General features: G+C 53.5%; 21 protein-coding genes. 7 read left to right on the plus strand and 14 right to left on the minus strand.

Features of this window, described 5'->3' with window-relative positions; translation table 11 throughout:
* Positions 1–300: 300 nt before the first annotated feature.
* Genes LVJ83_RS10825 through pth form a run of 4 tightly spaced genes read right to left on the minus strand, consistent with a single transcriptional unit; the run spans position 301 to position 2,378 of the window.
* A complete protein-coding gene (locus LVJ83_RS10825) occupies positions 301–657 on the minus strand; it encodes a SpoIIAA family protein (RefSeq protein WP_244787758.1) in 357 nt (118 codons plus the stop codon).
* A complete protein-coding gene (locus tag LVJ83_RS10830; protein WP_244784570.1) occupies positions 657–824 on the minus strand; it encodes a hypothetical protein in 168 nt (55 codons plus the stop codon). Before LVJ83_RS10830 ends, LVJ83_RS10825 begins: the two co-directional genes overlap by 1 nt.
* Before the next feature lie 30 nt (positions 825–854).
* Positions 855–1,745 (minus strand): DMT family transporter, encoded by an 891-nt coding sequence (locus LVJ83_RS10835; protein WP_244784572.1) that lies wholly within the window; start codon positions 1,743–1,745, stop codon positions 855–857.
* A 57-nt stretch (positions 1,746–1,802) separates the two neighbouring features.
* A complete protein-coding gene (gene pth / locus LVJ83_RS10840; protein WP_425316004.1) occupies positions 1,803–2,378 on the minus strand; it encodes an aminoacyl-tRNA hydrolase in 576 nt (191 codons plus the stop codon).
* Here pth and LVJ83_RS10845 point away from each other — a divergent pair.
* Positions 2,365–2,667, plus strand: coding sequence for a hypothetical protein (locus LVJ83_RS10845; RefSeq protein WP_244787806.1), 303 nt, complete (start codon positions 2,365–2,367; stop codon positions 2,665–2,667). The genes pth and LVJ83_RS10845 overlap by 14 nt on opposite strands.
* A gap of 14 nt (positions 2,668–2,681) precedes the next feature.
* Here the strand turns inward: LVJ83_RS10845 and LVJ83_RS10850 are convergent, their stop codons facing one another.
* The 9 genes from LVJ83_RS10850 to gatC form a co-directional block, all read right to left on the minus strand.
* Positions 2,682–2,972, minus strand: coding sequence for an RnfH family protein (locus LVJ83_RS10850; RefSeq protein WP_244784575.1), 291 nt, complete (start codon positions 2,970–2,972; stop codon positions 2,682–2,684).
* Positions 2,965–3,396 (minus strand): type II toxin-antitoxin system RatA family toxin, encoded by a 432-nt coding sequence (locus LVJ83_RS10855; protein WP_244784576.1) that lies wholly within the window; start codon positions 3,394–3,396, stop codon positions 2,965–2,967. The genes LVJ83_RS10850 and LVJ83_RS10855 overlap by 8 nt, the downstream gene beginning before the upstream one ends.
* A gap of 451 nt (positions 3,397–3,847) precedes the next feature.
* Complete coding sequence (locus tag LVJ83_RS10860) at positions 3,848–4,273, minus strand: hypothetical protein (RefSeq protein WP_244784578.1); 426 nt, start codon at positions 4,271–4,273, stop codon at positions 3,848–3,850.
* 138 nt (positions 4,274–4,411) lie between these two features.
* Entirely contained in the window at positions 4,412–5,416 is a 1,005-nt protein-coding gene (gene holA, locus LVJ83_RS10865) for a DNA polymerase III subunit delta (protein WP_244784580.1), read from the minus strand.
* Complete coding sequence (locus LVJ83_RS10870; RefSeq protein WP_244784582.1) at positions 5,416–5,892, minus strand: LPS-assembly lipoprotein LptE; 477 nt, start codon at positions 5,890–5,892, stop codon at positions 5,416–5,418. The genes holA and LVJ83_RS10870 overlap by 1 nt, the downstream gene beginning before the upstream one ends.
* 182 nt (positions 5,893–6,074) lie before the next feature.
* Entirely contained in the window at positions 6,075–7,505 is a 1,431-nt protein-coding gene (gene gatB / locus LVJ83_RS10875; protein ID WP_244784583.1) for an Asp-tRNA(Asn)/Glu-tRNA(Gln) amidotransferase subunit GatB, read from the minus strand.
* An 88-nt stretch (positions 7,506–7,593) separates the two neighbouring features.
* A complete protein-coding gene (locus tag LVJ83_RS10880) occupies positions 7,594–8,793 on the minus strand; it encodes a PQQ-dependent sugar dehydrogenase (RefSeq protein WP_244784585.1) in 1,200 nt (399 codons plus the stop codon).
* A 115-nt stretch (positions 8,794–8,908) separates the two neighbouring features.
* Positions 8,909–10,357 (minus strand): Asp-tRNA(Asn)/Glu-tRNA(Gln) amidotransferase subunit GatA, encoded by a 1,449-nt coding sequence (gene gatA / locus LVJ83_RS10885; RefSeq protein WP_244784586.1) that lies wholly within the window; start codon positions 10,355–10,357, stop codon positions 8,909–8,911.
* 80 nt (positions 10,358–10,437) lie between these two features.
* Positions 10,438–10,728 carry an Asp-tRNA(Asn)/Glu-tRNA(Gln) amidotransferase subunit GatC gene (gene gatC, locus LVJ83_RS10890; protein ID WP_244784588.1) on the minus strand — a complete coding sequence of 97 codons (291 nt, stop codon included), beginning with the start codon at positions 10,726–10,728 and terminating at the stop codon, positions 10,438–10,440.
* 220 nt (positions 10,729–10,948) lie between these two features.
* Between gatC and LVJ83_RS10895 the strand changes: the two genes are divergently transcribed.
* Genes LVJ83_RS10895 through LVJ83_RS10920 form a run of 6 tightly spaced genes read left to right on the plus strand, consistent with a single transcriptional unit; the run spans position 10,949 to position 17,230 of the window.
* Positions 10,949–11,989, plus strand: a complete 1,041-nt coding sequence (locus LVJ83_RS10895; protein ID WP_244784590.1) for a rod shape-determining protein — start codon at positions 10,949–10,951, stop codon at positions 11,987–11,989.
* A 39-nt stretch (positions 11,990–12,028) separates the two neighbouring features.
* A complete protein-coding gene (mreC, locus tag LVJ83_RS10900; protein ID WP_244784592.1) occupies positions 12,029–12,907 on the plus strand; it encodes a rod shape-determining protein MreC in 879 nt (292 codons plus the stop codon).
* Complete coding sequence (mreD, locus tag LVJ83_RS10905) at positions 12,904–13,404, plus strand: rod shape-determining protein MreD (protein ID WP_244784594.1); 501 nt, start codon at positions 12,904–12,906, stop codon at positions 13,402–13,404. The genes mreC and mreD overlap by 4 nt, the downstream gene beginning before the upstream one ends.
* Positions 13,404–15,461: a penicillin-binding protein 2 gene (gene mrdA / locus LVJ83_RS10910; RefSeq protein WP_244784596.1), complete on the plus strand. Its 2,058-nt coding sequence runs from the start codon at positions 13,404–13,406 to the stop codon at positions 15,459–15,461. The genes mreD and mrdA overlap by 1 nt, the downstream gene beginning before the upstream one ends.
* Entirely contained in the window at positions 15,448–16,557 is a 1,110-nt protein-coding gene (gene rodA / locus LVJ83_RS10915; protein WP_244787760.1) for a rod shape-determining protein RodA, read from the plus strand. The genes mrdA and rodA overlap by 14 nt, the downstream gene beginning before the upstream one ends.
* A 13-nt stretch (positions 16,558–16,570) precedes the next feature.
* The gene (locus LVJ83_RS10920; RefSeq protein WP_244784598.1) at positions 16,571–17,230 is read left to right on the plus strand and encodes a MarC family protein; all 660 of its coding nucleotides are present in this window, start codon (positions 16,571–16,573) and stop codon (positions 17,228–17,230) included.
* Between the two features lie 230 nt (positions 17,231–17,460).
* Here the strand turns inward: LVJ83_RS10920 and LVJ83_RS10925 are convergent, their stop codons facing one another.
* Complete coding sequence (locus tag LVJ83_RS10925; RefSeq protein ID WP_244784600.1) at positions 17,461–18,210, minus strand: OmpA family protein; 750 nt, start codon at positions 18,208–18,210, stop codon at positions 17,461–17,463.
* Positions 18,211–18,237: the final 27 nt, after the last annotated feature.

Raw genomic sequence — 18,237 nt, forward strand, 5'->3', positions numbered from 1 at the left:
CGCCTGACGGCCCTACCCGTGAAAAATAAAAAAGCGACTGCAAACGCAGTCGCTTTTTTATTTTCCAGACGGCCTCAATTTCAGACGGCCTCAATTTCAGACGGCCTCAATTTCAGACGGCCTCAATTTCAGACGGCCTCAATTTCAGACGGCCTCAATTTCAGACGGCCTCAATTTCAGACGGCCTCAATTTCAGACGGCCTCAATTTCAGACGGCCTCAATTTCAGACGGCCTCAATTTCAGACGGCCTCAATTTCAGACGGCCTCAACATTCAGACGGCCTCAACATTCAAACAGCCTTATTCGCCGGCCTCGCCCAACAGCCATGCCTGCGCTTCGGCCACTTCATCAAAATATTTCGGGTGGGATTGCGTAATCAGCCCCGACAGCCGGGCAGCCAGTTTGATCCATACATCGTCTACCACGATGGCAATGCGGCCGAATTCATCTTCATGTTCGCGCATAAATTTGAGCTGTTCCACCGCCATATCAAGCGTAAAATCTTTCAGCAGCGACAAATCCAGCAGCATATCCGGGCGGCGGATGGTTTTGGCGCACTTTAAGGCCGCTTCTTCAAATTCATTGAAATCTTCCAAAGTAAATTCATTATATAGCGCCACATTCAAGCCGTAAGCCTGCTCCCTGATTGAAATCATCATACACTCCTTTTTATTATCGAATGTCCTAGGGCATCCTGACCATTCGATTTACGGGTGTTTGCCCCTGAAAACGCATCTGCTGCGTTAAAAAGCCTCTCAAGATGCGCAGTCTTGCTGCATTTTTTGCCTTGCATCTGCATTTTCAGGAACAAAAATCCCCTCATAACCGAATGTTCAGGACACCTTAGATACCGTTAGCGCCGCCAAAAACGCAGTCGCGAAAAATTGATACTGCTTAAGATGCCGCTGGCCACAATAATACCCATTCCCCCCGCTTCTTGCCAACTGATTTTATCGCCCAAAAGCCACAGCCCCGCCAACGATGAAAACACCACCGTCAGATACGACAGCGAAGCCACCGTAAACTTATTACCCACCTTATAAGCGCGGGTCATGCACAATTGCGCCACCAGCGCCGAGGCACCGATGCCGAGCAGATACGGCAGCGCCTGGCGCGTGAGCGGATGCCAACCGTTGAGCGTTGCCCATGCTGCCGACAGCACCATGCCCACCAGCGACAAATAAAACACTACCCGCCAACCGGGCTCGCCTAAGAGCGATAATTCCCGCACCTGCAAATACGCCCAGCCGGCGAGCAGACCGCCAAACAAACCCACCATCGCCGCCCATTCCTGGCCGCTTTGAAACGACGGATTCAACAATACCGCCACACCGGTAAAACCCAGCACCAACACCGCCTGCGTATACAGCGACACCCGTTCGCGCAACACCAGCACTGACAACACCGCCAGAAAAATCGACGAGGTATAGCCCAACGTCACACCGGTGGCCAGCGGCAGATGCATCACTGCATAAAAAATGCAAAACATGCCCAGCGTGCCCGACACGCTGCGGCTCAAATGCGCACGCCAATGAGGCGTTGCAAAACGTTTCCCCTGCATCTTGGCCATCATGCCGAGAAACAGGGCGGCAAAGCCCATGCGCCAAAATACCAGCTCGCCCGACCCGAAACCGAAGCGCTGTGCCGCTTCTTTCACCCACAAGTTCATCAGTGTGAAGGCCAGCGCAGCGATAATCATCCAGCCGGAGCCGAGCAAATCTTTTTGAGGATGGTTGGTTTGCATAATATGTTTGAGGCCGTCTGAAACATTGTTAATGTCTTCAGACGGCCTTTCCTGTGATTATTTACTGTGCATTTCGCGCATAGCGTCTTCAAATTCGCCCGCCATCACCCTCGGCATGCCTTGCAAGGCTTTAGCGATGCTGTCGTCGATTTTTTGGCGATCTTCCGCACTCGGCTTGTTGAGCACATAGCCCACCACCAGCGCTTTTTCGCCGGGATGGCCGATACCCAGGCGCAGGCGGTAAAAATCGGGCGTGCCCAAGCGTGCCTGCGTGTCTTTCAAACCGTTATGGCCGCCATTGCCGCCGCCAAGTTTAAACTTGATACGGCCGCAGGCAATATCCAGCTCGTCGTGCACCACTAAAATTTCTTCGGGCTTGATTTTGTAAAACTGCGCCAGCGCAGCCACGGCCTGACCGGAGCGGTTCATAAACGTGGTCGGCTTCAGCAGCCATACATCCCCTTCAGAACGTGCTGCCCGCGCCACTTCGCCGAAGAATTTTTTTTCTTCTTTAAACACCGCCTGCCATTGCCAGGCCAGCTCGTCTAAAAACCAAAAGCCCGCATTGTGGCGGGTTTGCTCGTATTCTTTGCCCGGATTGCCCAGGCCGACAATTAATTTGATTGCTGACATTATTTTCTCTGCGTTTTTCGCGGTTTTAAAGCCGCCGGATATCATTGCATACCCTACTCAGCATACCCTACTCACAAAAGTAAGCCAATCAGGCGAGCCAACACCGTTAGGTTGTTTTGCGAACGGCATTCAGACGGCCTTTGCTAGGGTGTCCGAACAATTTGTTTATGAGGGATTTTTGTTCCTGAAAATGCAGATGCCAGGCAAAAAACGCAGCAAGATGGGGCATCTTGCGAGGCTTTTTAACGCAGCAGATGTACTTTTAGCACAAAAAAGAGATGATATATGAATTGTCCGGACACCCTAGGTTTCTTGCTGCTCCTGCTTGGTTTTCGCCCGCAACCTGCGCGCTTCTTTCGGATCGATTAACAGCGGGCGGTAAATTTCCACACGGTCACGGTCACGCAATACCGTATCGTCTTTAACCGCTTTACCAAAAATACCCAAAGGCGCGTTATCAGTATCGGCCTCGGGAAAAGCCTCTTTTACCCGGCTTAAACGCACGGCCTCGCGTGCGGTGGTGCCGGCGGCCACTTGCAGTGTTTGCAAAAACTGCTTTTGCGCCGTGCCGTAAACCACTTCGATTTTAACCATAGCGGCGGTCGGCCTCTTTGATAAAGGCATCTACCAAGGTGCCGGAAAGGTGGCTGAACACCGGTGAAATCAACGCCGACAAAATACCGCCGGCAAAATCATATTGCAGCTTGAATTCGATTTTGCAGGCATCGTCGCCCAGCGGAATAAATTTCCAGGTGCCGTTTAAAGTTTTAAACGGCCCCTCAAGCAAATCCATGCAGATTTCACGTCCGGGGATATTGTGGTTATGCGTGGCAAACGACTGTTGCACGCGCATATAATCCATATACAGCCGCGCCTTGAGCTCATTGCCGCTGCGCTCGATAATTTCGGTTTTGCTGTACCACGGCAAAAACTTCGGATAATCCTCTACCCGGTCGACCAGCTCAAACATCTGCTCGGCACTGTGCAGCACCAGCATGTTTTTTTCTACGGTTTTCATCTGTTTTAAAAGCGGCTTGAAAGCGCAAATTATAACAAAAACCACAGCGGCACGATATGCCCTTTCAGACGGCCTCTTTATCAAACAATATCAAACAAAGGCCGTCTGAACATCAAACCAAACTTATCCCCGCCATCATATCCCGCATCACATACAAGCGGTCGAATCGGTTGAAGCACGCGATGAATGAACAGAATAAATCCATAAAAAGGCTGCAACAGGCTCCGTTACCCACTCTTTCGGAACGCTGTTTAAGATGCGCCATTCATCAACATAGCCGCTCAACTCAAGCATCATACGGGCGACAAGCAAAAGGCAAGCTCACCACACAATAGGGCGATACAGTCAGATGATTTATAGGAATTTTTAGGGATACATATCAGACGGCCTGAAACCAATAAAAAGGCCGTCTGAACCTTGCTCAGACAGCCTCGGGCAAACCTGACCGCCATCAGCGGCGCATACGCGGCGGGCGCATGCCTTTCTGCATATCACGCATCTGTTGCATCTGCTCTTGCTTGGTGGGGCGTTTTTTAAACATTTCATGCGCCTCGGCCACCGAACACTCTTGCGACATGCAAATAATGGTAACCGCATCTTTTTGCGCCTGCCCGCCGCTGTGATACATACGGCGCAAGTTGGCTTCGTTGACGCGCCCTTTTTCGGGGTCGATATCAAATTTTTTCAGGCGCTCGATAAACTGGCGTTGCTGGCGGCGCGAATACCAATAAAAACCGCCGGCTGCCGAGGCCATAATCACCACGGCAATGGCAATGGCAAGCGGCCATGAATCGGTAAACAGCACAAGAATCAGGCTGAGTACGGCGGTGGCCAGAATAATCAGGCCGGCTAAACGGATTTTGGTTTTATTTTCCATTATGTTCGGGTTCCTTCGGTTGAATCATACAGGCCGTCTGAAAGCATCAGGCAGCTGCGGCTTAAGGTGTCTTACGGTTTGTTGGCGATTCGTTTATAAAGGGCAGATATTCACTATTGATTCAAAACAAACCGGCTATTATACGGCCAAACCGCTGACCATATGTTTAAATTCTGCCCAGGCATTGCCCGTTTGCGCGCCTTTAATCATGCGGTCGATTTTGGCACAATCTTGCAAAGCGGCTAACAGGCGGCTGATGGAAATGCGTTTGACCGCCATCGGCGCCAATGTTTGCTTGTCGCCCCACAAACGCAGGCTGTTGCGCACGGCCTGTATACTCTGGCCCTGCTTGAGCGCGGCAGTCAGGCGGATTAAGGTGCGGATGTCTTCGGCAACCGCCCACAACAGTAACACCGGCTCTTCACCATCGGCTTCCAAGCCTTCCAGCAGGCGCGAGGTGCGGGCAGCATCACCGCTCATCCATGCGCCGGCCAACTGAAACACATCAAAACGCGCCACATTGGCCACGGCGGCTTCGGCATCATCCATACCCACCAAATGGCCGGGCGGATGCAGCAGCGCCAGTTTGTCGATTTCCTGCTTGGCGGCCAGCAGATTGCCTTCCACCCGCTCGGCAAACAAAGCCAGCGCATCAGCTTCGATTGCCAAACCGGCCTGTTGCAAACGCCCCTGAATCCACTGTGGTAACGCCGCACCGCTGACCGCTTTAGCCTCCAACACCACCGCGCGTTGCGCCAGTGCGGTAAACCACTTGGCCTGCATTTGCGCGCGCTCAAGCTTGGGCAGCATCACAATCACAGCCGTGTCTTCAGGCAAACGCCCGGCCAATGTTTGCAGCGCATCGCCGCCGTTTTTACCGGGCTTACCGTTGGGAATGTGGATTTCCAGCAACTTTAAATCGGCAAACAAGCCTATGCTGCCGGCAGCCTGCAACAATTCGTTCCAATCAAAGCTCGCCGCATCGGCGGTATACACTTCGCGGTTGAGATAGCCTTGCCGGCGGGCGGCGGCGCGCAGGGTATCCAGCGCTTCCAGCCGCAGCAAATCTTCTTCGCCGTGTATCACATACAAAGGCTGCAACGGCAATTCGGGTGACAACTGCCCGATGTCCATCGCCGCCATCAGCGTGCTTTCAGAAAGGCCATACGGCGCACAATCTGCTCGGCGGCATCGGTGCGCATTTCCGCCCAAATGGTGGCTTCTTCTTCCTGCTTGCCCAACACTTCGCTGTCGGCATATTCCATCGGGCGGTGTACCAACACCACCATCGGCGCGCCCAAGGGCACGCCGTTGCGGCTGGCTTGTGCCTCTACGCGCAAAATCAGCAGAAACTCGTTGATTTCGGCAGCACGGGTAATGGTGTAGATGTCTTTGCGGGTTTCAATATTGGTCACCGTGATGGTGGCTTGCGCCTGCGGCACATCCACCGGACGGCCGTCGGCATTGCGCAAAGCATTTTCCAAAGCCTGCTGCAATTGCCCGCCATCAACATGCCACGCCTGATACGGCAGCGTGCTGAACGTGCCGCTGCTGCCTTTGGGTTGAAAACCGCAGGCAGAAAGGCCGAGCACGGCAATAAGCATCAAAATCTTTTTCATATCGGTTTTCCATGATTCGGGCGGAAATTATAGCCCAGCCGCCAATGGTTTGTCAGGCCGTCTGATGCCTGTTCACAAAAGCCAGTCAACAAGGCCGCGAGCCGAAGTCAGTACAAGTTAGCGCCAACGCCGTTAGGTTATTTTTGTGAATGGGCATGAAAGCTTTTCAGACGGCCTTTTGCTTAAGCCAGTTTGGCTTTCATCAATTCCTGCACCTGCGCCGGATTGGCCTTGCCTTTGCTGGCTTTCATCACCTGGCCGACCAGCGCATTAAGCGCTTTTTCGTTGCCGCCCTTAAATTGCTCGACTGCTTTGGCATTGTTGGCCAATACTTCGTCAATCATGGCTTCAATTGCACCGGTGTCGGTAATTTGTTTCAAGCCTTTGGCCTCGATGATTTGCTCGGCTGTTGCCGCTTCATCCGCCCACATGGCTTCAAATACTTGTTTGGCCAATTTGTTGCTCAACGTGCCGTCGGCGATTTTTACCACCAGCCCGGCCAAGCGTTCGGCTTGAATCGGGCTTTGCGCCAACTCCAAACCTTCTTTGTTTAACGTGGCGGCCAATTCGCCATTCACCCAGTTGGCTACCAGCTTGCCCTGCTTGCTTTGAGCCGCAGCAGCTTCAAAAAATTCGGCCTGATGGCGGCTGGCAGTGAGCAGGCGGGCATCGTAATCGCTCACGCTGAAATCGGCCACAAAACGCGCGGCCATTTCAGACGGCAATTCGGGCATTTCGTGACGCGCTTTTTGCATCTGCGCATCAGAAATCATCACCGGCAGCAAATCGGGGTCGGGGAAATAACGGTAGTCGTGCGCATCTTCTTTCAGGCGCATCACGCGGGTTTCGCCTTTATCAGGGTCAAACAGCATGGTGGCTTGCTGCACCTTGCCGCCGTCTTCGATAATTTCAATCTGCGCATCCACCTCATAATTAATCGCCTGCTCTAAAAAGCGGAATGAATTGAGGTTTTTGATTTCGCGGCGGGTGCCGAATTCAACCTGCCCTTTGGGGCGCACCGACACATTGGCATCAATGCGGAACGAGCCTTCGGCCATGTTGCCGTCGCAAATATCCAGCCACGTTACCAAACCGTGCAGTGCTTTGGCATAAGCCACCGCTTCGGCGGCAGAGCGCATTTCCGGCTCGGACACCACTTCCAGCAGCGGCGTGCCGGCGCGGTTCAAATCGATGCCCGTTGCGCCGTTCAAACCCTCATGCACCGACTTGCCCGCATCTTCTTCCATGTGCGCACGGGTGACATTGATGGTTTTGACCTCATCGCCCACCACGATTTCCAGCTTGCCCTCGGCCACAATCGGCAGATCAAGCTGGCTGATTTGATAGCCTTTGGGCAGATCGGGATAGAAATAGTTTTTGCGGTCAAACACGTTTTTCTGATTGATGCGGGCATCCAGCGCCAAACCCAGCTTGATGGCTTTTTCCACCACTTCACGGTTCATCACCGGCAACACCCCCGGCAGCGCACATTCCACCACGCTGGCATGCGCATTCGGCTCCGCCCCGAACGCGGTTGAAGCGCCGCTGAAAATTTTAGATTTGGTGTTTAATTGGACATGGATTTCCAGCCCGATTACGGTTTCCCAAGTCATTTGAGGTCTTTCTTACACAAGTTTTGTTGGTTGTGGTTTCAGACGGCCTCTTGGCATATTCAGGCCGTCTGAAAGGTTTATCGAAGGTTTATCGCGGCAACAGCTTCATCAATTTGCCGTTGCTGCTGTCGGTTAGGATATAAATCGTGCCGTCGCTCGCCTGGCGCACATCGCGCACACGTTCGCCGACTTCGATTTTTTCTTCACGCACCACTTTGCCATCCTCAAGCATGAGGCGGGCGAGGTAGCCGAATTTCAGAGCGCCGATCAGCAGGTTGCCGTTCCAATCGCTGCCGTAGGGATTTTTGCCGACAAAAGCCATGCCCGAGGGTGCGATAGAGGGATCCCAATAATACAAGGGCTGCTGCATGCCTGCTTTGGCGCTGCCTTCACCGATTTTTCCGCCGCCGTAATCCTTACCATAACTGATTACTGGCCAGCCGTAGTTTTTACCGGCTTCAATCCGATTTATTTCATCGCCGCCTTGAGCGCCATGTTCGTTTGCCCACAAGCGGCCGCGGCTGTCGAGGGTTAGGCCTTGCACATTGCGGTGGCCGTAGCTCCAGATTTCGCCGCGTGCATCACTTTGATTAACAAACGGGTTATCGGCGGGGATGCTGCCGTCGCGGTTAAGGCAAACGATTTTGCCGATATGGTTATTCAGGTTTTGCGCATCTTCACGGCGGCTGTAGCGGTCGCCCATGCTCATGAAAATATGCTCGGACGTGAGCGCAATACGGCAGCCGAAATGGTTGCGGCTGGAAACTTTCGGCTGCTGGCTAAACAGTGTTTTCACTTCGGTCAGGCTGCGTTTGTCTGCCGCCAAAACGCCCTCTGCCAATGCGGTGCTGTTGCCGCCGCGCCCCGGCTCGCTGAAGCAGAAATAAACACGGCGGCTGCGGGCAAAATCGGTATCCGGCACCACATCGAGCAAGCCGCCCTGCCCGCCGACATCGATTTCAGGCAACCCGCCCAACGGTTCAGACAGTTGGCCGCCGGCATCTGCCACGCGCAATGTGCCGCTGCGCTCGGTAATCAGAAAGCTGCCGTCGGGCAAAAATGCTAAGCCCCAAGGATGATTCAAGCCTTGCGCCATGGTTTGCCATTGCCATTTTTCGGCGGCGTCGACAGGATGCGCCTGTATGGCCGCGGCCGTTTCGACTGCTGCTGATGCTGTTACCGCACTTGCCGTTTTGTTGGTGTCGGCGCTGTTTTCGGCACAGGCCGCCGCGCTTAACGCCAGTAAAGCGGGCAACACAAAACGGCTGGAAATCGACATTTGGCTCATGACAATACTCCTATAAGGTTCTCGCGCTCATCGGATGCGGCAACGCATATTTTTTCAGACGGCCTCTTAAATACTCAAGGCCGTCTGAAAAGGCCGTCTGAAAAGCCATCGCGCCTCAAGCCGGCGTTTGGGCGTGCCAATCGCTGTGCTGCTGAATCTGGTGTGCCGCACCCAATAATTTCGCTTCAGCAAAATAGTTGCCAATCAGCTGCACCCCAATCGGCAGGCCATCTGCACTGAAACCCGCAGGCAGGCTCATGCCGGGCAGGCCGGCGAGGTTGAGCGCGATGGTGTAAATGTCGCTCAAATACATTTGCACCGGGTCATGGATATCGCTGCCGAGCTTGGGTGCGGCGGTGGGCGCAACAGGGCCGAGTATCAGGTCGCAATTTTGCAAGGCCGCCTGAAAATCATTGGCCACCAGGCGGCGCAGTTTTTGTGCTTTCAAATAATAGGCATCGTAATAGCCGTGGCTGAGTACATAAGTGCCCATCATGATGCGGCGCTTCACTTCGCTGCCGAAACCTTCGGCGCGGGTGTTGCTGTACATTTCGTCCAAATCGCCGAATTGGGCGGCGCGGTGGCCGTAGCGCACGCCGTCGTAGCGCGACAGGTTGGTGCTGGCCTCAGCGGAGGCGAGCACATAATAAGCGGGAATCGACAACTCGGTTTGCGGCAGGCTCACATCTATCATTTCCGCACCTTGCCGTTTCAGCAAATCAATCACATTTTGCAAGGCCGTCTGAACGTCGGCGCTGTTGCTGGCGGCAAAATATTCTTTCGGCAAGCCGATTTTCAGGCCTTTCAAGGGCTGGTTTAATGCACGGGTATAGTCTTCCGCCTCGCGCTCAAGGCTGGTGGAATCGCGTTCATCGAAGCTTGCCATGGCGTTCAGCAACAGGGCGCAGTCTTCGGCGGTTTGCGCCATCGGCCCGGCCTGATCGAAACTGGAGGCATAAGCCACCATGCCGAAGCGGGAAACCACGCCGTAAGTGGGTTTCAGGCCGGTGATGCCGCAATGTGAAGCGGGCTGGCGGATGGAGCCGCCGGTGTCGCTGCCCAGCGCGGCCGGTGCCAAGCGCGCAGCCACCACAGCGGCCGAGCCGCCGGAAGAGCCGCCGGGCACATGTTCGTGATGCCAAGGGTTGCGGGTGATGCCGAAATGCGAGGTTTCAGTGGTCGAACCCATCGCGAATTCGTCCATATTGGCGCGGCCGAGCGTTACCATGCCTTCGTTTAAGAGATTTTGCACCACCGTAGCCGTGTAGGGCGACACAAAATTATCGAGCATTTTTGACGAACATGCGCTGCGCCAGCCGGTTTGGCAGAAAATATCTTTATAGGCAATCGGCACGCCGGTGAGCAAACCGGCATTTCCGGCAGCAAGGCGCGCATCGGCTGCCCGCGCTTCGGCCAGCGTGGCTTCAGGATTAAGGGTGATGTAGGCATTGATGGCAGGGTTTGCCGCATCAATTGCGGCCAAGTATTCCTGTGCCAGCTCGGTGGCGGAAATCTGTTTGCTTTGCAGCAATTCGCCGGCTTGTTTCAAGGTGTATGAGGTCATGTTATCTGCTTTATCTTGTTGCGTTTCAGACGGCATTGTTGTTTCAGACGGCCTCAATTCACAAAGGCCGTCTGAAAAGTTTATTCTTCGATGACTTGCGGCACAATATACAAGCGGTTGCGCACTTCGGGCGCGACGGCCTGATATTCGGCTGTATGGTCGCTTTCGGTCACGGCATCGGCGCGCAGGCGCAGCGCCACTTCATGCGGGTGCGCCATCGGCACCACGCCCTCAGTATCAACCGTCTGCATTTTTTCAACCAATACAAAAACATCGTTCAACTCACGCAGATTTTGCGCTTTTTCTTCATCGGTGAGACTCAAGCGGGAAAGCTTGGCGATTTTTTCTACATCGCTCAGCGTCAGTGCCATAAAAAATCCTTCATTTTTTGATTAGCAAAACACCTAATCTAGGGTATCATTGCGTGTTCATGCGTTTAATTGAAGAATTATAACCGAAAACCCTTACCGCGGCATGGCGATTTTTCAATGCCGGCCATTCACAGACCAGGCCGTCTGAAAGCCATGCCCGCTCGCTTTGCCATTGATTAATCTACCGCACGACTGTCGTTGAACCAACTAGGAAGTTTTCATGTTTCGCTTTTTGACCCGCTATTTTTCCAATGATCTCGCCATCGATTTGGGCACTGCCAACACGCTGATTTTTATCCGCAACAAAGGCATCGTATTAGACGAACCTTCTGTTGTGGCCATGCAAACCGATGCCGCACACGGCAAAAGCGTGATTCTGGCCGTCGGCACCGAAGCCAAAAAAATGCTCGGCCGCACCCCCGGCAGCATTCAAGCCATCCGCCCGATGAAAGACGGCGTGATTGCCGATTTCAACGTTACTGAAAAAATGTTGAAACAATTCATCAAAAAAGTAAACAACAGCCGCTTTGCCGCCGCGCCGCGCATTGTCATCTGCGTGCCCTGCGGTTCTACACAGGTAGAGCGCAAAGCCATCCGCGACTCGGCGCTGGCAGCCGGTGCTTCCACCGTCAACCTGATTGAAGAGCCGATGGCCGCCGCCATCGGCGCCGGCCTGCCGATTGAAGAAGCCACCGGCTCGATGGTGGTCGATATCGGCGGCGGCACCACCGAAGTGGGCGTGATTTCTTTAAGTGGCGTAGTGTATTCACATTCTATCCGCGTGGGCGGCGATGCATTTGACGACAGCATCATCAATTATGTGCGCCGCAACTACGGCATGCTGATCGGCGAGGCCACCGCCGAAGAAATTAAAAAATCCATCGGCTCCGCCTTCCCGGGAATGGAAGTGAGAGAAATCGAAGTCAAAGGCCGCAATCTGGCCGAAGGCATTCCGCGCTCGTTTACCATCAGCTCGAATGAAGTTTTGGAAGCACTCACCGAGCCGTTAAACCAAATCGTGCAATCGGTTAAAAACGCGCTGGAACAAACCCCGCCCGAATTGGGCGCCGACATCGCCGAACGCGGTTTGGTGCTCACCGGCGGCGGCGCCTTGCTCAAAGGCCTCGACCGCCTGCTGGCCGAAGAAACCGGCCTGCCGGTGATGATTGCCGAAGATCCGCTCACCTGCGTGGCCCGTGGCTCGGGCAAAGCCTTGGAAATGATCGGCAAGCTCAATTCTGTGTTTGTGGTCAATCCGTAATATTTTCCATTCCCTCCCGTTCAACCGCACCTGACGATTATGGCCGAACAGTCTTTAAATTTTGCACGCAAGGGCATCAGACCCGTCAGCAAGCTGATTATCCTCTCGATTGTCAGCATTGCCCTGATGATGCTCGACAGCCGCTATTCGGCCGTGCAATATGCCAAAGGCTATGCCGCGACAGCACTCTATCCGCTGCAATGGCTGGCCAACCAACCGGTGCGGCTGTATGCCTACGCCGCCAGCTTTATGCAGTCTCAATCATCACTGCTGGCCGAAAACCGCCGTCTGCATGAAGAAAACGGCCGTCTGAAAACCCAAATGCAGCAAACCGGGCTGCTGCAACGTGAATTGAGTGAGCTGAAAACGCTGCAAGCTTTGCAAAACAGCGGTCTGGCCATCAGCGGCAGCGCCGAAGTGATTTCCAATGGTAAAGATCCCTTGTCAGACAAGCTGATTATCGACAAAGGCAGCCGAAACGGCCTGAAAACAGGCGATGCCGTTATTGACCAACACGGCCTGATCGGCCAGCTCACGCAAGTGCAGCCGTTTAGTGCGGAATTAACCCTGATTACCAACAGCCAAACCGTGGTGCCGGTTATGGTGGCGCGCACCGGCGTGCGCAGCTTGCTTTACGGCAGCGGCGGTGCGCTTAACCTGCGCTATTTTCCGGTGGACGCCGATTTGCGCCCCGAAGATATTTTGCTTACTTCAGGCCTCGACAGCATTTACCCTGCCGGCATTCCCGTTGCCCGCATTACTGCGGCTGCGCGCGCGCAGGGCACACCTTATTATCGGGTTTCTGTGGCTCCGCTGGCCGCTTTCCGCAGCAGCAAATATGTGCTGACGCTGCCGCAACAGCCCGCACCGGCACAACTGGGCACACCGAAAACCGACCCTTCTGCGGCCCGCCCATGACTGATTTTGAAGATTTCCACAACCGGGTGCCGAAAAGCCTTATCTTATCCAGCTTCGTGCTTGCCATGCTGCTGGATTTCATGCCTTTTCCGACCGAATCGTTTTTCTGGCTGCCTGAATTTACTGCGCTGATATTGCTTTATTGGGTGATCAACCGCCCACAAAGCATCGGCGTGGGCACGGCGTTTATCATCGGCCTGTTGGCAGACATCGGCACCGCTGCGCCCTTGGGCCAGCATGCTTTGTCTTATATGCTGATTACTTTTTTGGTACAGCAGCAACAGCGCCAGATTATTTTATACAACTACGGTGTTCAAGCCGTAGCCGTTTTAGGTGCACTGTTGAGCAATCAAGTAATTCTGATGCTGGTGCGCCTGATGCACGACCACCGCTTCTCAGGCTGGCTGGGCTTTACCGCCCCCTTTATCGGCGCGCTGTTGTGGCCGCTGTTGAGTAAAATCATGCTCACCATTCTGAACTCCCGCCGTTTACGCTGATGAAAACACCCCGTCAATACAAACAAACCGCCCATGATCAGGCCGCCCAACAAAAAGATTTTTGGCTGCGGCTGATGGTTGCGTTTGTATTGATTGTGATTTTCTTCGCGGTTTTGTTGGGACGTTTTATTTATCTGCAAGTCATCAAGCATGATGAGTTTGTGGCCAAAGCCACCAGCAACCGCATCTCGCTGATTCCCACCGCACCCACCCGCGGCGAAGTGGTTGATGTCAACGGCGTGGTGTTGGCGCACAACTATCCTGCTTATTCTTTAGAAATCGTGCCCAGCAACCTTGAGGGCAAAATTGACGATACGATTGAGGCCTTACGCAACTATGTAGACATTACCGAAGCAGATTTACGCCGTTTTAAAAAATTTCGCGCCGAATTCCGCTCTTATGAAAAAATCCCGCTCAAGCTCAAGCTGGCGCCGGATGAAGCCGCCCGCCTGGCTTCACAGCTCTACCGCTTCAGAGGCGTTGAAATCAATGCCCGCACCTTTCGCGAATACCCTTACGGCCAATTGACCGCACACTTTTTAGGTTATATCGGCCGCATCAGCGACCGCGACCAAAAAAAGCTGGATGAAGAAAACCTGGCCTCACTCTACCGCGGCAGCACCCACATCGGCAAATCCGGGCTGGAAAGCTATTACGAACGCCAGCTGCACGGTTCGCCCGGTTATCAAGAAGTGGAAAAAGATGCGTACGGCAATGTGGTGCGTGTGCTCAAAACCGTGCCGGCCAAAACCGGCCAAACCCTGCGCCTGGCGATGGATATCCGCCTGCAACAAGAAGCCGACCGCCTGATGAGCGGCCGGCGCGGCGCCATGGTGGCGATTGATCCGCAAACCGGCGGCATCTTGGCTTTTGTGTCCAAGCCTTCGTTCGACCCCAATCTGTTTATCGACGGCATCGACACCGAAACCTGGAAAGGCCTGAACGAAGATTGGCAGCGCCCGCTGATTAACCGTGTAACACAAGGCCTGTATCCGCCCGGATCCACCTTCAAGCCGTTTATGGGCATGGCCTTGCTGGAAAGCGGAAAAATCACCCAAAGCACGGTTATCCCCGCCCCTGGAGCCTGGAGCATTCCCGGCAGCCGCCACCAATTCCGCGATTCGGTGCGCAGCGGTCATGGTTCGGCCAATTTGAGCAAAGCCATTCAGGTCTCTTCCGATACCTTTTTTTACCGTCTCGGCTACGAATTGGGTATCGACAAAACCGCGCCTTATCTGGCTGAATTCGGCCTCGGCAGCCCAACCGGCATTGACTTGCCGAACGAATACCGCGGCGTATTGCCTTCTAAAGAATGGAAAGCCAAACGTTTTGCCAAGTCAAAAAATCCATCGGCACGCGAATGGCAGCCCGCCGAAATGGTGTCGGTGAGTATCGGCCAAGGTTACAACACCTATACGCCGCTGCAAATGGCACATGCCACCGCCTCGTTGGCCAACGACGGCGTGGTATATCGACCGCACATGGTTAAAGAGCTGCTCGACCACGAGCGCCGCCAAATCACCTTAATCGAGCCCAAGCCCACACGCAATATCCCTTTCAAATACAGCAATTTTGAGTATGTCAAACAAGGCATGGTCAAAGTATTGCGCCCCGGCGGCACAGCCTGGCGTGTCGGCGCCGGCCTGCCATACAATATGGGCGGCAAAACCGGCACGGCACAAGTGGTGCAAATCAAGCAGGGGCAGAGTTACAATGCCGCCGCATTGGCCGAACAACACCGCGACCATGCCTGGTTTATTGCTTTTGCACCGGTGGAAAAACCGAAAATCGCCATTGCCGTGATTCTGGAAAACGGCGGCTGGGGCGCCAATGCCGCACCGCTGGCCAGAAGCCTGAGTGATTATTATCTGCTGAAACTGAACGCAGGCGCTGCCGGCAACAGCCAAACGGCAACACCCGGCGCCCTCACAACCGACAACCCGCTGCTGGCCGGCAACGAACCCACAACCAAAAGTATGCCCGCCCTTTCAGCCTTTCAGGCGGCCTACGATGCTGCCCGCCAAGTTTCACCCGGAGCTGCTGATGTTCGACAATAACGATACACTGCTGCAAAAAATCAAGCGCATCATCTGGAATCCGATGGATCCATGGCTGTTTTATGCCATGCTCACGGTGTATATTATGAGCCTGTTTTTGCTCTACTCTGCCGACGGCCAAGAAATCAGCCAGCTTGAAAACAAAACCCTGCATACCGTGCTGGCCTTTATCTTGCTGTGGTTCATCGCCCGCACGCGCCCGCAGGTTTTATCAAACTTTGCCCCGCCGGCCTATATAATCGGGGTGATACTGCTGATAGGCGTGCACTTTTTCGGCATCACCGTTAATGGTTCGCAGCGCTGGCTGAATCTCGGCTTCGCCCGTATCCAACCTTCCGAAATCATGAAAATCGCGCTGCCGATGATGGTGGCCTGGTATTTTCAGAAATATGAAATGTCGTTGCGCTGGTATCATTATCTGGTGGGCATTTTATTGGTTGTCATACCCGGCGCACTGATTCTGAAGCAGCCCGACCTGGGCACCGCCACCCTGATTATGGCTTCCGGCCTGTTTGTGATTTTCTTTGCCGGCCTCTCTTGGAAAGCGATTTTCGCCGCTATTGCCGGCTTTACCGCCGCGCTGCCGCTGATTTGGCATTACGGCATGCACGACTATCAGAAAACCCGCGTGCTCACCCTGCTTGATCCCACCAAAGACCCGTTGGGCGCCGGCTACCATATCATCCAATCCATGATTGCCATCGGCTCGGGCGGCATATGGGGAAAAGGCTGGCTCAACGGCACGCAGACCCATCTCGACTATATTCCCGAAGCGCATACCGATTTTATTTTTGCCGTTTACGGCGAAGAATTCGGCCTGATCGGCAATATTTTACTGCTGGCGATTTACCTGCTGATTTTGGCGCGCGGCCTGTATATTGCCTCAAAAGCACCCACGCTCTACAGCCGCACCCTGGCCGGCGCGCTCACGATGACCTTTTTCTGCTATGCCTTTGTCAATATGGGCATGGTCAGCGGCATTTTACCCGTTGTGGGCGTGCCCCTGCCGCTCGTCAGCTACGGCGGCACAGCCACACTCTCCATCATGGTGGTATTGGCACTTTTGATGAGCATCGCCAACCAGCGTCGACACTAAAAGGATTTTCAAAATGGGACTGGAAGTCAGCAAAGTTATTCTGGCCTTTATGGTGCTGATCAATCCATTCAGCGCGCTGTCGATTTATCTCGACCTTACCCGCAATCACAGCACCCGCGAGCGCCGGAAAATCGCCCAAATTGCCGCGGCCACCGTATTGATTGCCATCACACTGTTTACCCTCAGCGGCGGGTGGCTGCTCAAACTCTTGGGCATCAGCGTGGGGTCGTTTCAAGTGGGCGGCGGCATCTTGGTGCTGCTGATTGCCATTTCGATGATGAGCGGCAACGACAACCCCGCCAAGCCCGATGTCGGCACGGAAGAAAGCAACGAAATCACCATCCAGCAACCCAAATCCAGCCAAAACATTGCTGCCGTAGCCGTTGTGCCGCTGGCCATTCCGATGATGATCGGCCCCGGCGGTATTTCTACCGTGATTATTTACGCCTCATCAGCAAAAACCTACTGGGACATCTTATCTATTCTGGCTGCCGGCTTTATCATCAGCCTGATTTGCTATACCACACTCCTGGCCGCCTCCCGCGTCAGCAAAGTATTGGGCGAAACCGGCCTAACCATTCTCAACCGCATCATGGGCATGCTGCTGGCCGCAGTATCGGTAGAAATCATCGTGGCCGGACTAAAAAACCTGTTTCCGCAACTGGCAGGTTGAATGCTTGCAATAACAAAATCTTTGCCGTTTCCCGCACCATAAACAACTGATAACCCATTCGCAACAATAAACCACCTGGTCGGCTTGCTTTTGTGAATGGGTATAACCCGGTTTGAGGCCGTCTGAAATATTTGTTTCAGACGGCCTCAAACCGGGTTATCGGGTTGCTTTATATTGTTGATTAAGTGGTTTAACTATAAGAATTTCATGCTTAATCATTCAATAAATCATTATTCATGGCTTGCAGAAATAACAACCCGGCGGTTAGGTTGCAAACATGCTTTCAACATTTCGCCCTGCTCTGCCTCGCAAGCCGCTACTTGATCAGCCTTACCATAACCTGCCGCCACAACCGAATCCGCTTCAAATCCTTGCTGTATCAGATAAGCTTTTACCGCATCCGCCCGTTTTTGTGATAAAGCCTGATTGTAAAAATCAGATCCCAAACGATCGGTGTAGCCGGCAATGTTTACCCTGCCCGTATCTTGGGTTTTCAAACTTTTAATGATGCTGTCTAATTTTTCCTTACCTGCCTCCGTCAGCGATGCTTCATCAAAACCAAATAAAAGATCAGCAGACAATTCAAAACGGTTATCGCATCCCGCAGGTTTCCAAAAGAATGATTGGGCATTCATATGATTATCAAACAACACCTTAAACTGGCAAGTTTTATGTTCGCCATTTTGGCGGTAATTAAATACATAATCCCATTCCCGTACATTAAAGAAGCCTTCATTAAAGTGCGGCTTGCCAATCAAATAATACAATTGCTGCTTATTCATGCCCGCCTCAATTTGGCGCACATTATCCCAATTAGGCCAAGTGCCGTGCTGGGAACCGCTAAAATTCACACCGGCTTTCTGAATTTCAGGCCAAACCGGATGCTCGGTGGTGCCCTCTTTGCTGACATGGCTCAAGCCGCAACCGGCCACTACCAGAGCAGCGGCAAAAGGCAGTACATATTTAGCTATTTGTTTCATATTGATGATTCCTTATTTTAAGCACCA

The sequence above is a fragment of the Uruburuella testudinis genome (assembly GCF_022870865.1).
Classification (GTDB): Bacteria; Pseudomonadota; Gammaproteobacteria; order Burkholderiales; family Neisseriaceae; genus Neisseria; species Neisseria testudinis.

What these genes read in the sequence shown, in the direction of transcription:
- LVJ83_RS10825 (WP_244787758.1), bottom strand. Translation starts at nt 657, where the DNA reads ATGATTTCAATCAGGGAGCAGGCTTACGGCTTGAATGTGGCGCTATAT.
- LVJ83_RS10830 (WP_244784570.1), bottom strand. Translation starts at nt 824, where the DNA reads ATGAGGGGATTTTTGTTCCTGAAAATGCAGATGCAAGGCAAAAAATGC.
- LVJ83_RS10835 (WP_244784572.1), bottom strand. Translation starts at nt 1,745, where the DNA reads ATGCAAACCAACCATCCTCAAAAAGATTTGCTCGGCTCCGGCTGGATG.
- pth (WP_425316004.1), bottom strand. Translation starts at nt 2,378, where the DNA reads ATGTCAGCAATCAAATTAATTGTCGGCCTGGGCAATCCGGGCAAAGAA.
- LVJ83_RS10850 (WP_244784575.1), bottom strand. Translation starts at nt 2,972, where the DNA reads ATGGTTAAAATCGAAGTGGTTTACGGCACGGCGCAAAAGCAGTTTTTG.
- LVJ83_RS10855 (WP_244784576.1), bottom strand. Translation starts at nt 3,396, where the DNA reads ATGAAAACCGTAGAAAAAAACATGCTGGTGCTGCACAGTGCCGAGCAG.
- LVJ83_RS10860 (WP_244784578.1), bottom strand. Translation starts at nt 4,273, where the DNA reads ATGGAAAATAAAACCAAAATCCGTTTAGCCGGCCTGATTATTCTGGCC.
- holA (WP_244784580.1), bottom strand. Translation starts at nt 5,416, where the DNA reads ATGGCGGCGATGGACATCGGGCAGTTGTCACCCGAATTGCCGTTGCAG.
- LVJ83_RS10870 (WP_244784582.1), bottom strand. Translation starts at nt 5,892, where the DNA reads ATGAAAAAGATTTTGATGCTTATTGCCGTGCTCGGCCTTTCTGCCTGC.
- gatB (WP_244784583.1), bottom strand. Translation starts at nt 7,505, where the DNA reads ATGACTTGGGAAACCGTAATCGGGCTGGAAATCCATGTCCAATTAAAC.
- LVJ83_RS10880 (WP_244784585.1), bottom strand. Translation starts at nt 8,793, where the DNA reads ATGAGCCAAATGTCGATTTCCAGCCGTTTTGTGTTGCCCGCTTTACTG.
- gatA (WP_244784586.1), bottom strand. Translation starts at nt 10,357, where the DNA reads ATGACCTCATACACCTTGAAACAAGCCGGCGAATTGCTGCAAAGCAAA.
- gatC (WP_244784588.1), bottom strand. Translation starts at nt 10,728, where the DNA reads ATGGCACTGACGCTGAGCGATGTAGAAAAAATCGCCAAGCTTTCCCGC.
- LVJ83_RS10895 (WP_244784590.1), top strand. Translation starts at nt 10,949, where the DNA reads ATGTTTCGCTTTTTGACCCGCTATTTTTCCAATGATCTCGCCATCGAT.
- mreC (WP_244784592.1), top strand. Translation starts at nt 12,029, where the DNA reads ATGGCCGAACAGTCTTTAAATTTTGCACGCAAGGGCATCAGACCCGTC.
- mreD (WP_244784594.1), top strand. Translation starts at nt 12,904, where the DNA reads ATGACTGATTTTGAAGATTTCCACAACCGGGTGCCGAAAAGCCTTATC.
- mrdA (WP_244784596.1), top strand. Translation starts at nt 13,404, where the DNA reads ATGAAAACACCCCGTCAATACAAACAAACCGCCCATGATCAGGCCGCC.
- rodA (WP_244787760.1), top strand. Translation starts at nt 15,448, where the DNA reads ATGTTCGACAATAACGATACACTGCTGCAAAAAATCAAGCGCATCATC.
- LVJ83_RS10920 (WP_244784598.1), top strand. Translation starts at nt 16,571, where the DNA reads ATGGGACTGGAAGTCAGCAAAGTTATTCTGGCCTTTATGGTGCTGATC.
- LVJ83_RS10925 (WP_244784600.1), bottom strand. Translation starts at nt 18,210, where the DNA reads ATGAAACAAATAGCTAAATATGTACTGCCTTTTGCCGCTGCTCTGGTA.